13 protein-coding genes and 1 tRNA gene are annotated in these 16,080 nt (G+C 69.6%); 10 read left to right on the top strand and 4 right to left on the bottom strand.

Annotated elements, in window-relative coordinates; all coding sequences use genetic code 11:
• Positions 1 to 121 precede the first annotated feature (121 nt).
• Both FHR82_RS14560 and FHR82_RS14555 read left to right on the top strand, forming a co-directional pair.
• Complete coding sequence (locus FHR82_RS14560) at positions 122 to 907, top strand: SDR family NAD(P)-dependent oxidoreductase (protein WP_184810913.1); 786 nt, start codon at positions 122 to 124, stop codon at positions 905 to 907.
• Positions 908 to 932: 25 nt separating this feature from the next.
• The gene (locus FHR82_RS14555) at positions 933 to 2,228 is read left to right on the top strand and encodes a D-arabinono-1,4-lactone oxidase (protein ID WP_184810912.1); all 1,296 of its coding nucleotides are present in this window, start codon (positions 933 to 935) and stop codon (positions 2,226 to 2,228) included.
• Here FHR82_RS14555 and FHR82_RS14550 read toward each other — a convergent pair.
• From FHR82_RS14550 to FHR82_RS14540, 3 genes are all read right to left on the bottom strand, one after another.
• Entirely contained in the window at positions 2,217 to 2,867 is a 651-nt protein-coding gene (locus tag FHR82_RS14550; protein ID WP_184810911.1) for an SDR family oxidoreductase, read from the bottom strand. The two genes, FHR82_RS14555 and FHR82_RS14550, sit on opposite strands and share 12 nt — an antisense overlap.
• Complete coding sequence (locus tag FHR82_RS14545) at positions 2,864 to 3,430, bottom strand: hypothetical protein (RefSeq protein WP_311771079.1); 567 nt, start codon at positions 3,428 to 3,430, stop codon at positions 2,864 to 2,866. Before FHR82_RS14545 ends, FHR82_RS14550 begins: the two co-directional genes overlap by 4 nt.
• 1,127 nt (positions 3,431 to 4,557) lie before the next feature.
• Positions 4,558 to 4,640 (bottom strand) — tRNA-Leu (locus FHR82_RS14540).
• A gap of 115 nt (positions 4,641 to 4,755) precedes the next feature.
• On the opposite strand from FHR82_RS14540, the gene FHR82_RS14535 reads away from it, so the two are divergent.
• The 8 genes from FHR82_RS14535 to FHR82_RS14500 all read left to right on the top strand — a co-directional run bounded on the left by FHR82_RS14535 (position 4,756) and on the right by FHR82_RS14500 (position 15,424).
• Positions 4,756 to 5,931 (top strand): FHA domain-containing protein, encoded by a 1,176-nt coding sequence (locus FHR82_RS14535; RefSeq protein ID WP_184810909.1) that lies wholly within the window; start codon positions 4,756 to 4,758, stop codon positions 5,929 to 5,931.
• 57 nt (positions 5,932 to 5,988) lie between these two features.
• Positions 5,989 to 6,447, top strand: a complete 459-nt coding sequence (locus FHR82_RS14530; protein WP_184810908.1) for an FHA domain-containing protein FhaB/FipA — start codon at positions 5,989 to 5,991, stop codon at positions 6,445 to 6,447.
• The gene (locus tag FHR82_RS14525; RefSeq protein ID WP_184810907.1) at positions 6,444 to 7,871 is read left to right on the top strand and encodes a PP2C family protein-serine/threonine phosphatase; all 1,428 of its coding nucleotides are present in this window, start codon (positions 6,444 to 6,446) and stop codon (positions 7,869 to 7,871) included. Before FHR82_RS14530 ends, FHR82_RS14525 begins: the two co-directional genes overlap by 4 nt.
• Complete coding sequence (locus FHR82_RS14520; protein WP_184810906.1) at positions 7,871 to 9,328, top strand: FtsW/RodA/SpoVE family cell cycle protein; 1,458 nt, start codon at positions 7,871 to 7,873, stop codon at positions 9,326 to 9,328. Before FHR82_RS14525 ends, FHR82_RS14520 begins: the two co-directional genes overlap by 1 nt.
• Positions 9,325 to 10,821 carry a peptidoglycan D,D-transpeptidase FtsI family protein gene (locus tag FHR82_RS14515; protein WP_184810905.1) on the top strand — a complete coding sequence of 499 codons (1,497 nt, stop codon included), beginning with the start codon at positions 9,325 to 9,327 and terminating at the stop codon, positions 10,819 to 10,821. Before FHR82_RS14520 ends, FHR82_RS14515 begins: the two co-directional genes overlap by 4 nt.
• Positions 10,822 to 10,823: 2 nt before the next feature.
• A complete protein-coding gene (locus FHR82_RS14510; RefSeq protein ID WP_184810904.1) occupies positions 10,824 to 12,284 on the top strand; it encodes a serine/threonine-protein kinase in 1,461 nt (486 codons plus the stop codon).
• Positions 12,285 to 12,363: 79 nt separating this feature from the next.
• A complete protein-coding gene (gene pknB, locus FHR82_RS14505; RefSeq protein ID WP_184810903.1) occupies positions 12,364 to 14,355 on the top strand; it encodes a Stk1 family PASTA domain-containing Ser/Thr kinase in 1,992 nt (663 codons plus the stop codon).
• A gap of 7 nt (positions 14,356 to 14,362) precedes the next feature.
• On the top strand, positions 14,363 to 15,424 hold the full coding sequence (locus FHR82_RS14500; RefSeq protein WP_184810902.1) for an NAD(P)/FAD-dependent oxidoreductase: 1,062 nt from the start codon (positions 14,363 to 14,365) through the stop codon (positions 15,422 to 15,424).
• Here FHR82_RS14500 and FHR82_RS14495 read toward each other — a convergent pair whose 3' ends face one another.
• On the bottom strand, positions 15,425 to 16,072 hold the full coding sequence (locus FHR82_RS14495; protein ID WP_184810901.1) for an aminodeoxychorismate/anthranilate synthase component II: 648 nt from the start codon (positions 16,070 to 16,072) through the stop codon (positions 15,425 to 15,427).
• Positions 16,073 to 16,080 lie beyond the last annotated feature (8 nt).

The following is a 16,080-nucleotide window of genomic DNA, read 5'->3' as shown; positions in this document are numbered from 1 at the left end:
ATGCCAGTCTACCAGTGGGTGCCGGCGATTTCCACCTCGCGAGCCGAACTGTGGATAACTCCCCCTGCTGTGGATAACTTTGATCGCGAGCGCGCCGTGACCATCCTCGGAAGGACCAGCCATGACCATCCTGATCACCGGCGCCACCGACGGCCTCGGCCGCGCGCTCGCCGAGCGGTTCGCGGCCGATGGTCACTCGCTGATCCTGCACGGACGCGACGCGGGCAAGGTCGCCAGGACCGCCGATTCCTTGCCTGGCAACGATGTCCGGACCGTCGTCGCCGATCTCGCCGAACTCGAACAGGTGCGGCGGCTCGCGGCCGAGGTGCGGGACAGCACCGGCCGGCCCGACGTGCTCGTCAGCAACGCGGGCATCGGCTCCGGCGAGCCCGACGGCCGGCACCGGCGAACCAGCGCCGACGGCCACGAGCTGCGGTTCGCGGTCAACTACCTGGCCGGCTTCCTGCTCACGCTCGAACTGCTGCCGCTGCTGCACCGCGTCGTCAACGTCGCCTCGCTCGGCCAGCACCCGATCGACTTCGCCGACCTCATGATCGAGCGCGGCTACAGCGGCATCCGGGCGTACGGGCAGAGCAAGCTGGCGCAGATCATGTCCGGCTTCGAGCTGGCCGCCCGCGTGCCGCGGGTCGCGGTGAACAGCCTGCACCCCGGCACCTACATGCCGACCAAGATCGTGCTCCAGGAGATCGGCCACACCGTCGACACCCTCGAGTCCGGTGTGGACGCGGTGCACCGGCTGGCCGTCGGCGAACCGGGTGCGGTGACGGGCCGGTTCTTCGACCGCACCCGGGAAACCACCGCGAACGCGCAGGCGTACGACGAGAACGCACGCCGCGAACTGTGGCGCCGCAGCCTCGAACTCGTCGGCCACCCGGGCATCGACTGACGCGACGGCCTGCGAAGATCCCCCCATGACGACGGCATGGCGCAACTGGGCCGGCACCGAGGCAGCGGTCGCCACCGAGGTCGTGCGGCCGAGGGACCTCGAGGAGCTGACCGTCGCGGTCACCGGCGCCGGGCAGACCGTCCGCGCCCGCGGCAGCGGCCACTCGTTCACCGCGGTCGGCGCCGCGCACGACCGGGCCGTCGACCTGTCCGCGTGGACCGGCGTCGTGTGCGCGGACGTGGACTCCGGTCTGGTCACCGTGCGGTCGGGCACCACGCTCAAGGCGCTGAACGCCGAGCTGGACCGCCTCGGCCTGGCCATGACGAACCTCGGCGACATCGACGCGCAAACGATTGCGGGCGCGATCTCCACCGGCACGCACGGCACGGGCGCCCGGTTCGGCGGGATCTCCACGCAGGTGGCGGCGCTGGAGCTGGTGCTGGCGGACGGGTCGGTCGTCACCTGCTCACCCGACGAACGGCCCGAGTTGTTCGCCGCGGGCCGGGTCGGGCTGGGTGCGTTCGGCGTGGTGTCGGCGGTGACGCTGCAGACCGAGCCGTCGTTCGTGCTGGCGGCCGAGGAGCGGCCGGAGCCCCTCGACGACGTGCTCGCGGGACTGGACGAGAACTGTGCGGAGAACGACCACTTCGAGTTCTACTGGTTCCCCTACGGCCGCAACGCGCTGACCAAGCGAAACAACCGGCTCCCGGCCGGGTCGACGCCGGAACCGCTGTCCCCGGCACGGCAGTTCGTCGAGTACCGGTTCATGGAAAACACCCTGTTCGGCGCCGTTTGTCGTGTGGGGAGGGCCGTTCGTCCACTCGTGCGACCGCTCAACCGTTTGTCGTCGGCCGTGCTGTCAGCGCGGGCGTATTCCGACGTGTCGCACAAGGTGTTCGTGACGAACCGGGACGTGCGGTTCGTGGAGTCGGAGTACGCGGTGCCCCGGGCCGCGCTGCCCGAGGTGCTCGGTGAGCTGCGGAAGCGGGTGCCGGAGCTGGCGGATCCGGTGATGTTCCCGGTGGAGATCCGGGTGGCGGCGGCGGACGACATCTGGCTGTCGACCGCCTACGAGCGGGACTCGGCGTACATCGCGGTGCACCAGTTCACCGGCATGCCGTACCGGGCGTACTTCGACCTGTTCGAGAAGGTCGCGGGCGCGGTCGGCGGGCGGCCGCACTGGGGGAAGATGCACACGCTGGGCGCGGACGACCTGCATGCCCGCTACCCGAGGTTCGACGACTTCACCCGGCTGCGGGCGGAGCTGGACCCGGAGGGCAAGTTCCTGAACCCGTACCTGAAGCGGGTGCTAGGCGCCTAGCGCGTCATCGATCGGGGTGTCGCCGCCGACCAGCTCGTACACGCGGTTCGCGGTGTCCGGCCGGTCGAGGAGGGCGACGAGCACGGCGGCCACGTCGCTCCTGGTCACGGCACCGGGCGGGACGCTCTCGGCGAGCGTCACGGTGCCGACCGCGGGGTCGTTGGTGAGACGACCCGGCCGCAGGATGGTCCAGTCGAGCCCGTCGCGGGCCATGACGTCCCGGTCGGCGGCGTCCTTGGCCCGCAGGTAGACGGCGAAGACCTCGTCCAGCGACGGGTCGTCGGCCCGGTCCAGCCCCATCGCGCTGACCTGCAGGAAGCGCCGCACCTGAGCCGCTTCTGCCGCGTCGGCGAACAGCACGGACGCGGCCCGGTCGACGGTGTCCTTGCGGGCGACGCCACTACCCGGGCCCGCACCGGCGGCGAAGACGACGGCGTCGGCCCCCGTGAGCGCGGTGGCCACCTCGTCGACGGTTGCCTGCTCGAGGTCCAGGACGACCGCGTCGCCACCGGCTTCCCGCACGTCAGCGACGTGATCGGGGTTCCGGACGATGCCCACGGCGGTGTCGCCGCGTCGAGCGAGCAGCGCGGTCAACCGGAGGGCGATCTGTCCGTGACCGCCCGCGATGACAACCCTCACGCGGCGGCGAGGATCTGCTCGTAGGCCAGCTCACCGAGCCAGCGGTGGGTGCCGTCGACGTCGGCGGGCACGCGGTCCGCGCGGCCGGGGAGGTCCATGCGGACCTCGGGCCCCGGCGAGGCGGAGGCGATGGCCACGCCGTAGGCGCGAGCCCGCGGCAGGCAGTTGACGAGGTAGTCGTTCGTGATGACGACCGACATCGGCAGCACCATCGCGGCGTCGCAGTACCGCAGGAACGGCACGGCGTTGATGAGCCCGGTCCGCCAGTGGCGGGCGACGGCGATGGCGCCGACGATCCGCACGGCAGGTGCGGGCACGCGCCCGTTGAACTCCGGCCACACCCAGGTGGCGACGGTGGCGCGATCCACCTCGGGCGCCTGGCCCAGGCAGATGCGTTCGGCGTGTGCGTCGGGCATCAGCTGCGCGACGAGGGAAATGCGCCGACCGAGCAACTTCATCTCGGGGAGGACGATGCCCTGCCACCCGAGGTCACGAGCCGCGGCAGCCGCCAGCTCGTCCGCCTTGGCGGGAAGCTCGACGGGGGGGACGAGCGGCGATGGCACCGCCGTCAGGTTGTCCGAAACCGCCGTGCGTCCTGGTATGCCCGTCACGAACCCAGCCCTCTCCACTACCGCCGTGCCGTCGGCTCGCCATCCCCTGCCAAGCGCGGCGTTTTTGGTTACCTCACTGTCCTACCTCCCCCGCCCCCACCAACCGCAGACGGAAACGACCCCCCTGCGACCGGCGGCGCTGAGCGGTCGGTGACCGGTCGACGACCGGCATTAGGACTTCTGCCCGACGGTGCCGCCGTCTGGGTGAGTCATAGGCCGGGCGGTTGAACAGAGGGCAACACCCAAAGTTGCGGCCAGCAATTTGCACATGCCACCCCTCACCAGCAAGAAGATCAACAGGCCCTCCCCGTCCACACCCGACACACGCCCGTCTGCGAAACGCGGGACAGCGCAAGAAAAACCGAAAGATCCCGCCACCGGCGAAATCGAACGCACCCCCGGAAACGATCGACAAACCCCGCACTCACAAATGCGAAGCAAACCCGGCAAAGGTCCAGACCACCAGCGAGAACACCCCATCGCCTCGACCACGAACACACGGAGACACCGACCCGGGAAACCCAGATAGAAATGACCGCAAACGAAGAAGGAGAACACGACCGCAAACTGGCCCGCGGCCCCAAGGAAGACGACCAAGACGAGGCGCCGAGCCCGCGAACACCCGCGCCGAGCCCCGCGAGGCCCGGGCGGGCGGGCGGGCCGAGCGGGGCCATGCCGAGCGGTGGCGAGGCGAGCGGGGCCGCCGAACCGGGCGGGCCGAACCGAGTCAGGCGGGACGAGCCGGGTCAGGCCAGCGGGGCCGGACGACGCGAGGCAACGCCGAGCGGAGCGAGGCGGAGCGAGGCGGAGCGAGACAAAACGAGGCACACTCACCATGGAGAGAGGAACCAGGCAAGGAGATTGCGTGGTCAACCAACCGAACGGCCGCCGAACGACACCGCTTGCGAACCGCAACAGAACCCGACAGGAACAGGCCAACATCAACGTGACGAACGCAACCCCACCACGCTGGGTCAGGACCCACCCGCACCGTGGGGGGCATGGGGGGCTCGGCCCCCCAAAATAAAAACGACCGACAAGGCCTGCGCTCTCCGCAGGCATACGTCGGCCGTCGGTCGTGGGCGAGGAGGGAGTTGAACCCTCACGTCCTTTCGGACACACGGACCTGAACCGTGCGCGTCTGCCATTCCGCCACTCGCCCCGAGTGGTGTGCGCCGAAGCCTACAGGGTCCGCAATCGGGTTTGCACATCGCCCTGTCCTTGGGCCCGGACCCAGATACGATCGAACGAGGAGCACACGACGGAAGGAGGGACCCATGGGCCTCGGGCAGCGGTTGAACCGCAAGTTGGAGAACGCCGTGGGGAACACCTTCGCGCGTGTGTTCGGTGGCAGTGTGGTGCCCCAGGAGCTGGCACAGGCGCTGCTGCGTGAAGGTGAGGTCAACCTCCGTGAGCTGGCTGGCGGCCGGCTCCTGGCGCCCAACCACTACATAGTGCAACTGGGCGAGCAGGACTTCGGCAACTTCGCCGGGGAGGCCGACCGCACCACCGCGCTGCTCGCGGACTGTGTCGAGGAGTATCTCGCGGAGCAGCAGTGGGACACATACGGTGACGTCGTAGTCTCCCTGGAGCGCTCCGACGCGCTGCACACCGGACAGTTCCGAATACGCTCGACTGTCGACCCGGATGTCAAGGCTCCGGCCAGGGCACCTGGGGACGCACGGTCGGCACAACCCCGCAACGCAGGAGACCGATCCATGAGCCAGCCTCCCGGCTACGGCCAACCGCCCGAGGGCGATCCTTACGGACAGCAGTACGGCTATGGCCAGCAAGGCCAGGGCTACGGGCAGCAGCAGGGCTACGACCAGGGTTACGGCCAGCAACAGCAGGGCTACGACCAGGGCTATGGCCAACAGCAGGGCTACGACCAGGGTTACGGCCAACAGCAGCAGGGCTACGGCCAGCAGGGTTACGACCAGGGTTACGGCCAGCAGCAGCAGGGCTACGACCAGGGCTACGGCCAACAGCAGCAGGGCTACGGCCAGCAGGGCTACGACCAGGGTTACGGCCAGCAGCAGCAGGGCTACGACCAGGGCTACGGCCAACAGCAGGGTTACGGCCAGCAGGGCTACGGCCAGGGCGGCGGCGACCCGTACGCACAGCAGGGTTACGCGCCCCCCGCTGTGCAGACCGGCCCGCGCCAGCTGAACGCCAGCCTGCAGCTCGACGACGGTTCGAACCGCACCTACTCGCTGAAGCAGGGCGGCAACGTCGTGGGCCGTGGCCAGGACGCGGACTTCCGGCTGCCGGACACCGGGGTCTCCCGGCGGCACCTGGAAATCACGTGGGACGGCCAGTCGGCGACTCTGGCGGACCTCGGTTCGACCAATGGCACTACGGTGAACGGCACCCCGGTGCAGACCTGGCAGCTGGCCGACGGTGATGTGATCCGCATCGGTCACTCGTCGTTGGTGTTCCGTACTCAGGGCTGACACGGTCTAGACCGGGCGGTCTCACCTATCCCCTCAAGGCGGGAGCGTTCGCTACAGGTGCCAGAGCTGGTTGTGCAGCTGACCAGAGCAGGGTTTCTCGCCCTGCTCTGGTTGTTCGTGCTGGCCGCGTTACGGGTGGTTCGTTCCGACCTGTACGCAGCTGCCGGCATCCGGGTAGCTGTCCCCGGTTTCCGCCGTTCGGCGGCAAATAAGACCAGGGGGAAAGCGCCCCGCCAGCTTGTGGTGACGCACGGGGCGCTCGCGGGCACGCGCATCTCCCTGGACGGCAGGCCGATCATGATCGGCCGCGCGGATGACTCGACGCTGGTGCTGGACGACGACTACGCGTCGACCCGCCATGCGCGGATCTCGTTGCGCGGAACGGACTGGTACGTGGAAGATCTGGGCTCGACGAACGGCACTTACCTGGACCGGGCTAAGGTCACGGCACCCCTCCGGGTGCCCCTCGGGGCCCCGATCCGAATCGGCAAGACGGTGATCGAGCTACGGTCATGACCCTCGTCCTTCGCTACGCGGCCCGCAGCGACAGGGGCCTGGTGCGTTCGAACAACCAGGACTCCGTGTACGCGGGCCCTCGCCTGCTCTCTCTCGCCGACGGGATGGGCGGACACGCGGCAGGTGAGGTGGCCAGCAAGGTCGTCATCGCCGCGCTGGCCCCCCTCGACGACGACGAGCCAGGTGAGGACCTCCTCGGCAAGCTCCGGGAGGCGACCAACGCCGGCAACGGCGCCATCGCAGAACTCGTGGCCAGCGACCCAGAGCTGGACGGCATGGGCACGACGCTGACCGCGATCCTGTTCGCAGGCAGCCGGATCGGCCTCGTCCACATCGGCGACTCGCGCGCCTACCTCCAGCGCAACGGCCAGTTCGCGCAGATCACGCACGACGACACGTTCGTCCAGTCGCTGATCGACGAGGGCCGCATCACCGAGGACGAGGCGGCGACCCACCCGCAGCGTTCGTTGCTGCTGAAGGCGTTGACCGGCCACGAGGTCGAGCCGAACCTGACGATCAGGGAGGCACGGCCGGGAGACCGCTACCTGCTGTGCTCCGACGGCCTTTCCGGTGTGGTCAGCCACGAGACCCTCGCCGACACGATCAAGATCCCGGACGCGCAGGCGTGCGCGGACCGGATGATCGAGCTCGCGCTGAAGGGCGGCGGACCGGACAACGTGACGGTGATCGTCGCGGACGTCGTCGACATCGACTTCGGTGAGGACGCCCCGATCGTGGGCGGCGCCGCGGGCAACGGCCAGGACCAGGGCCAGCCCGCGGACTCACCAGCGGCGCGGGCCAGTGCGATCACCGGTCCCCGTGAGATCCCGAAGCCGGTGGCGCCCCCGCCACCGCCGCCGGACCCGAAAGCCAAGCGCCGCAGACGTTTTCGCGTGTTCGCACTCGTCTTCGTGGTGTTATTGCTGCTCGCGGGCGGTGGTGTGGCCACGTGGGTCGTGGTGAACAAGCAGTACTTCGTCGGTGAGGCGGACGACGGCGAGATCGCGATCTTCCAGGGGGTGCGGGGCAGCATCTTCGGCATCTCCCTGAACCGCCAGGTGCAGGGATCGTGCGACCCGGCGGTGCCGACCTGCGACAAGTTCTTCGTCGACGACCTCAAAGAGCTCGGCCGCGACACGGTTCGCGAGGGCACCGAGAGTTTCGACAACGTCCCCGACGCCCGCCAGTTCATCCGCGACCTGCGCACGAAGTACCCGCTGCCGCCGTGCGACACGCTGATGAAGGAGCAGGAGCGCAACGCTGGCCAGCCGTCCGGCACGCCGACACCCGGCCAGCCGACGACGCAGCCCGGTCAGACCTCGGGCGCGGCCCCCACGACGACCACCGGGGGCCAGGCCTCCGACACCAGGGTCGAAGCCAAGCCGGGCGTGAACTGCCGCGAACCCCGTGAGGGCGGCGGCTGATGACACAGCCGGGCTCGGCGGGGTTGCTGGCGGGGCAGTCCGGCGACGCGCAAGGCACGACCGCTCCGACCCGGCGCGGCACCGAGCTGTCCATGCTGGCGTTCGCGGCAGGGCTGGTGACGGCCGCGCTGATGCTCGTCGAGGCCAACCAGAACGAGTCGCTGACGTTGCGCATCGTCTGGTACGGCCTCGCCTACCTCGCCCTGTTCGGCGTCGCGCACGTCGCGGTCCGCAAGTGGGCGCCCTACGCCGACCCGCTGATCCTGCCGTGCGTCGCGCTGCTCAACGGCATCGGTCTGGTCATGATCTACCGGATCGACCTGGCCAAGGCCGAGGCGGCGCTGCAGACGGAGTCCGAGTGGGAGAACGCGGTCCCGAAGCAGATCCTGTGGACCGCGATCGCGGTGGCGATGTTCCTCGCGGTGCTCTACGTGATCAAGGACCACCGCACGCTCACCCGCTACGGCTACACGTTCGGTCTGGTCGGGCTGTTCCTGCTGGCGCTGCCCGCGGTGCTGCCGAGCGTGATCGCGCCGACGATCAACGGTGCGAAGATCTGGCTGCGCCTCGGCATCCTGTCGATCCAGCCCGGTGAGTTCGCGAAGATCCTGCTGCTGATCTTCTTCGCCGCGTTCCTCGTGTCCAAGCGTGACCTGTTCATCGCCGCGGGCAGGCGGGTGCTCGGCGTCGACCTGCCGCGTGCGCGTGACCTCGGGCCGATCCTGTTCTGCTGGGGCGTCTCGGTGATGGTCCTCGTCGCCGAGAAGGACCTGGGCACGTCGCTGCTGTTCTTCGGCACCGTGCTCGTGATGTTGTACGTGGCGACCGAGCGGGCCATCTGGATCGGTGTCGGGCTCTCGCTGTTCGCGCTCGGCTGCCTGCTCGCCTACCAGCTGTTCGGCCACGTGCAGGTGCGTGTCGAGACCTGGCTCGACCCGTTCGCCGACCCGAACGGCCGCGGCTACCAGATCGTGCAGGCGCTGTTCGGGCTCGGCACCGGTGGGATCGCGGGCACCGGTCTCGGCGCGGGACGGCCGGACATCGTGCCGTTCGCGAACAGCGACTTCATCACGGCGGCCATCGGCGAGGAGCTCGGGTTCATCGGGCTCGCCGCGTTGCTGCTGGTCTACATGCTGCTGGCGATGCGCGGCATGCGCAGCGCGGTGGCCGTGCGCGACACGTTCGGCAAGCTGCTCGGCGGCGGGCTGTCGTTCGCGCTCATCATGCAGGTCTTCGTGGTCGTCGGCGGGGTCACCAAACTGATCCCGCTCACGGGTATCACCGCGCCGTTCCTGTCCGCGGGTGGCTCGTCGCTGCTCGCCAACTACGTCCTGGTCGCGTTGCTGCTGCGGATCTCGGACGCGGCCCGGCGGCCGCAGACCGGGCAGAAGCCCAAGCCGGTGAACCAGGCGCCGATCGCGGAGGCACATACCGTCATGGTGGAGCGGCCCCAATGAACACCCCGCTGCGCCGTGTCGGCCTCGCCATGCTCGCGATGATCGTGCTGCTGCTGGCCAACGCCACGTACATCCAGATCGTGAAGGCCGACGACTACCGCACCGACTCGCGCAACCAGCGGGTCCTGCTCGAGGAGTACGCGCGGCAGCGCGGCAAGATCCTCACCTCCGACGACCAGATCATCGCCAACGTCAAGTCGACCAGCGGGCGCCTGCAGTACCAGCGGACCTACCTCGACGGCCCGCTGTACGCGCCGGTCACCGGCTTCTACTCGGTGCGCTACGGCTCGACCGGGCTGGAGAGCGCGGAGGACGAGATCCTCAACGGCTCCGACGACCGGCTGTTCGTGCGGCGGCTGTCCGACCTGATCACCGGCCGCGACCCGCGTGGCGGCAACATCGTCACCACGGTCAACTCGAAGGTGCAGAAGGCCGCCTACGACGCGATGATGGCCAACGGCTTCACCGGCGCCGTGGTGGCGATCAAGCCGGACGACGGCCAGATCCTCGCGATGGTGTCCACGCCGTCCTACGACCCGAGCGGTCTCGCGAGCCAGGACGGTGAGCAGCAGCAACAGGCCTGGAACAGCTACCAGACCGACGAGAAGCCGATGCTGAACCGCGCGATCTCGGAGAACTACGCGCCGGGTTCGACGTTCAAGCTGGTCACCGCCGCCGCCGGGCTCGCGGACGGCAAGAACAAGGACAGCCGGGTCACGACCGCCGCTGGCATCAACGTGATCAACGGCGACACGAACTGCGACACCGACGAGAACACCTGTCTCGCGAACTACAGCCGCAGCACCTGCGGTACCGGCTCGCTGGAGTCCGCGCTGCAGAACTCGTGCAACACGGCGTTCGCGCAGCTGGCCGACGAGCTCGGTGAGGACAAGCTGCGGGACCAGGCGGCGAAGTTCGGCATCGGTGAGACCGACCTGCGGATCCCGATGTCGGTGGTGCCCTCCTGCATCGGACCGCGCGCCGACGACCAGTGCATGGTGATCTCCGACCGGGCGGCGCTGTTCCAGTCCGGCATCGGTCAGAAGGACGTCCGCATGACCGCGCTGGAGAACGCGTCGATCGCGGCGTCCATCGCCAACGGCGGCGAGCGGATGCGACCGCAACTCGTGCAGCGGATCCTCGCGCCGGACCTCGACGAGATCTCCGGCTACGACGAGGAGTCCCTCGGCGAGGCCATGTCCAGCGACGACGCGGCCGAGCTGCGCGACATGATGGTCAAGTCGGAGGAGAACACCGGCGGTGGCGGCAAGCGCGACGACCTGACCATCGCGTCGAAGACCGGCACCGCCGAGACCGGCGTCGACCCGAAGAACGCCCCGCCGTTCGCGTGGTACGTGGCGTTCGCACCTGCCGATAACCCCCAGATCGCCGTCGCCGTGGTGGTAGAAAGCAAGGACGTCGCCGCGACCGGCGGCAAGCTGTCCGCGGCGGTCGGGCGGGCGACGATCGAAGCGCTGGTCGGGGGGAGCTGAGCATGCTGACGTCAGGGCAGCTCCTGGCCGACCGCTACCGGCTCGCGAACCGCATCGCCGTCGGCGGCATGGGCGAGGTCTGGGAAGCGGCGGACACGCGGCTCGACCGGGCCGTCGCCATCAAGGTGCTCAAGCCGGAGCTGTGCGGCGACGCCGAGTTCCTGCACCGCTTCCGCACCGAGGCCCGCACGACCGCGTCGCTGAACCACCCCGGCATCGCCGCGGTCCACGACTACGGCGAGACCGCGGCGATCGTCGACGGCCCCAAGGACACCGCGTACCTGGTGATGGAACTGGTCGAGGGCGACCCGCTCGCGGCGATCCTCGCCAAGGACCGGCGGCTGTCCGCGGAGTACACGCTCGAAATCCTGGAGCAGGCCGGCAACGCGCTGCAGGCCGCGCACGAACGTGGTTACGTCCACCGGGACGTGAAGCCGGGCAACATCATGGTCACCCCCGGCGCGGACGGCCGCATCGTGGTGAAGCTGACCGACTTCGGCATCGCGAAGGCCGCCGACGCGGCACCGGTGACCCGGTCGGGCATGGTCATGGGCACCGCCCACTACATCGCGCCGGAGCAGGCCTTGGGGCACGAGGCCTCGCCGGCCAGCGACGTGTACTCGCTCGCGGTGGTCGGCTACGAGTGCCTCGCCGGGCACCGGCCGTTCCTGTCGGAGAACGCGGTGACGGTCGCGATGATGCACATCCGCGACGCACCGCCGCCGCTGCCGCCCGACGTGCCGATGTACGCCCGCGCGGTGATCGAGGCAACACTGGTGAAGGACCCGGCGCAGCGGTACGCGAGCGGTGGCGAGTTCGCGGCCGCGGTGGCCGCGGTGCGTGCCGGGCACCCGCTGCCCGCGCCGTCGGGCCGGGTCGCGCAGTACGTGGGCGCCCCGGGTGCCAGCAACCCCAGCATGCTTCCGATCGGGCCGCCCAGCGCGCCGCACGCGACGGCGGGCACGGGGTCCTTCCCCATGGGGCCCCCTCCGCGGCCGCCGCGGCGCGGGAAGGTCGGACTCTGGGCTCTGCTCATCGTCCTCGGTGTGGTACTTCTGGTGCTCGCCGTGCTCGGCGTGGCATCGTTGCTCGGCGCCGACCGGGACACCGACGGCAGATCGACGCCGGAGAGCACCTCGGCGCCGGCGGGCAACGACGAGAATCCTGTCAACGAAGACGAGGACAGCGGCGAAGAGGCACCAGGCAACCCGCCGATGACCGGCATCCCGACGAAGAACAAGTACGTGGAGGTCGACGAGGGTTTGTTCGTCGGCCGCACGGCCGCCTTCGCCTCCGACACCCTGGAGAAAGCCGGCTTGGTCCCGACGGTGACGAACCAGTTCGGGGAACCGCCAGACGACATGAGCCGGTGCACGGTGACCGAGGTCGCGCCGGAAGGGCGGATGCCGGTGGAGACCGAAGTATCAGTGCGCTGCGAGGAAGATGAGGAACCGCCGCGATGACTCACGGCGTTCACCGGAACCGGACAGGCATCATGGGCGCGAGCGGCGCACACCCGACGAGGATCGAGACGAAAGACCGATGACCACACCGAGACTGCTCTCGAACCGCTACGAACTGGGCGACACGCTCGGTTACGGCGGCATGTCCGAGGTGCACAAGGGTCGCGACGTCCGTCTCGGGCGTGATGTCGCGGTGAAGGTGCTGCGTCAGGACCTCGCTCGCGACCCGCAGTTCCAGGAGCGGTTCCGGCGCGAGGCCCAGAACGCGGCCGCCCTGAACCACCCGGCGATCGTGGCCGTGTACGACACGGGCGAGACCAGGACCGAGCACGGCCCCCTCCCGTACATCGTCATGGAGTACGTGGACGGGCGGACGCTGCGCGACATCGTGAAGACCGAGGGCCCCCTCCCCGGTCAGCGCGCCATGGAGATCATGGCCGACGTCTCCGCCGCACTGGACTTCTCACACCGCCACGGCATCATCCACCGCGACGTCAAGCCGGCCAACGTCATGATCACCAAGACCGGTGCGGTCAAGGTGATGGACTTCGGCATCGCCCGCGCCATCCACGACGGCCAGGCCGCGGTCACGCAGACGGCCGCCGTGATAGGCACCGCCCAGTACCTGTCCCCCGAGCAGGCCCGCGGCGAGCAGGTCGACGCGCGAAGCGACGTGTACGCGGCGGGCTGCGTGCTGTTCGAGCTGCTCACGGGTGAGCCGCCGTTCACCGGTGACTCGCCGGTCGCGGTCGCCTACCAGCACGTGCGGGAGGACCCGAAGCCGCCGTCGGCGCTGAACCCGAGGGTCAACCCGGCGCTGGACGCGATCGTGCTGAAGGCGATGGCGAAGGGCGCGCCGAACCGCTACCAGTCGGCCGCCGAGATGCGCACCGACCTGGTCCGCGTGCTGTCCGGACAGCGACCGCTCGCACCGATGGTGATGACCGACGAGGACCGCACCACGATCCTGTCGCAGGGCAGGACCACCGCGATGCCGCCGCAGCGCGGCAGGCACCGGCCCGCGGCGCTCGCCGAGGACCCCGACGACTACGACCCGTACGAGGACGACGAGGAGGAGCGCAGGCGCAAGCGCCGCAAGGGCTGGCTGATCGCGCTCCTCACCGTGCTCGGCGTGGCGTTGATCGCGGTGCTGATCTGGCTGATGAGCACGGCGTTCGGCGACGAGCCGGCGTCCGAGCAGGTGACGGTGCCGGACGTGGTCAGCCAGACGGAGATCGACGCCCGCGAGGAGCTCCAGGGCCGCGGCTTCGAGGTGCGGATCGACGAGGTCTTCTGCCAGCCGACGCCGACGAGCGAACCGGGCCAGTGCGGGCCGGACTCCATCGGCAAGGTGGTGGAGACCAACCCCGCGCCGGGCACGAAGGTGAGCAAGTCGTCGGTGGTCGTGCTGCGCGTCGGCCGGGAGGCGCCGAAGAAGACGGTCCCGGAGCTGAGCGGCAAGACGCCGGACGAGGCCCGCGCCGAGCTGGAGAAGGCCGGCCTGACCCTCGACCCGACGACCACCGAGGAAGAGGTCGACGACGAGTCGCTGGTCGGCAAGGTCGTCGCACAGGACCCGCCGAGCGGCACCCAGGCCGCGCAGAACGCGCCCGTCAAGATCACGATCGGCAAGGCCAAGGAGCAGTCCTCGGTCCCGAACCTGATCGGCCAGGACTTCGAAACCGCCAAGGGCAACCTCGAGAGCCTCGGGTTCACCGTGAAGCGCGAGGAGCAGTCGTCCGACAAGCCCGCCAACCAGGTGATCGACCAGAACCCGAAGGGCGGCGAGCACGAGCCGGGCACCGAGATCACGCTGGTCGTGTCGAAGGGTGACCAGCAGAACGACAAGATCTCGATGCCGAGCCTGATCGGGTTGACGGAGCAGGACGCGGAACAGCTTCTGCGGCAGCAGGGCTGGACCGGCAGCTTCGACACCGAGGAGACCGACACCCAGAACCCGGCCGAGTTCGACCGGATCCTCGATCAGGAACAGGGCGCGGGCTCGCAGATCGACAAGGACCAGGACGTGGGCATCATCGTCGGCAAGCCAGGAATCGGCGGAGGACGCTGACCGGCTCATGCAGATGCGTACCGCCGTCGTCGGGGCTGGCGTAGTCGGCCTGTCGACGGCGTACGCGCTCCTGCGGCACGGCTCCGAGGTGGTCGTGTACGAGACGGGTGCCCCGATGGCCGCCAGGTCGGCGGGCAGCTCCCGGATCTTCCGCCTGGCCCACGGCGACCCGGGCCTGGTCGCGTACGCGGCGGCGGCCGCGGGTCTGTGGGCGGACTGGACGCACCGGGCGGGCAACCGCCTGCTTGGCCAGCAGACCGTGGTCGTGACCGGCCCGATCGCCGAGGAATGGGCCGACGCGATGGAAGACGCGGGCGCCGACCACACCTTCGTCGACGAGGACGACCTGGACACGGCCGAACTGGGCCTGCCGGTGGAGGCACTGCCGGGCCCGGCACTGATCGACCCGGCGGGCGGCGTGATCGACGCCCCGGCGACCGGCAGGTTCCTCCGTGCCGCGATCGGCAACCGCATCCGCCGGGAACACATCCACCGCATAGAACCCCACGAGGACTGGGTGGAGCTGCACGGTTCGAACGGTGTGCACGAGGTCGACCACGTGGTCGTGGCGGCGGGCCGCGGCTCGGTCGACCTGGCGGCACAGGTGGACCTGTACCTGCCGAGCCAGCTGTCCCACCACGTGCGGTTCACGTTCCGGCTGAAGGACCCGGACGTGACACCCCCGTGCTGGATCGACGACACCCAGTCCTGGCGCGACGGCGTGACGAGCTACCAGCACATGGCGGGCCCTGGCCTGTGGACGGTGGGGCTGCACCTGCCGACAGAGCTGGAGTTCTGGGAACGCGGCCGCGCCGAGGTGATCGACCACTCCCGCGAGCTCGCGCTGACCTACATCCACGACACGCTGGTAGGCGTCGACGACGAGATCGTCGAAGAGGTCTACTGCGACACCCCGACCGTCCTGAGGGACGGCGTCCACGTCTCGACCACGGGCCCGGTGACGGTGGTCTGGGGCGCGCACCTGTTCAAGCACGCACCGGCGATCGGTCAGACGCTGGCGAGCGCCGCCGTGCATGGCGGGTCGCCGCAGGTGCCGCGCTCGGAGTGACTACGCGCGAGCGGCCTCAGCCAGGTTTCGCATGGCGTTCTCCAGTTCCCGCACCCGCTCCTCGCGCACCTCGAACCCGGCGATCCGAAGCCAGTTGGCCAGCATCCGGTGCCCGCCCTCGGTCAACACGGACTCGGGATGGAACTGCACGCCCTCGATGGGCAGCGACCGGTGCCGCATGGCCATCACCACCCCGGAATCCGTCTCCCCGGTCACCTCGAACTCGGCGGGCACCGTTTCGGGCAGCACGGTCAACGAGTGGTACCGGGTGGCCGTGAACGGATCCGGCAGCCCGGCCAGCACGCCGACGCCCTTGTGCTGCACCCGGCTCGTCTTGCCGTGCAACAGCTCCGGCGCCCGGTCGACCGTCCCGCCGTAGGCGACCCCGATCGCCTGGTGACCGAGGCACACCCCCAGCAACGGCCGGCCCGCGGCGGCGCACCAGCGCACGACATCGATGCTCGCCCCGGCGCGCTCCGGCGTGCTGGGTCCTGGGCTCAGCAACACGGCGTCCACGTCGTCGACCACCGACGACACCAGCTCGGGAGCGTCGTTGCGCAGGACGACACACTCCGTTCCCAGCTGGGCCAGATACTGGACCAGGTTGTAGACGAAGCTGTCGTAGTTGTCGACCACCAGCACGCGCATACCCCAGA

Origin of the sequence: Actinophytocola algeriensis, assembly GCF_014203735.1 — a bacterium.
GTDB classification, from domain to species: Bacteria; Actinomycetota; Actinomycetes; order Mycobacteriales; family Pseudonocardiaceae; genus Actinophytocola; species Actinophytocola algeriensis.
Note: the sequence above shows the minus strand (reverse complement) of the source record. Positions and strands in the feature narration are given on the sequence as shown.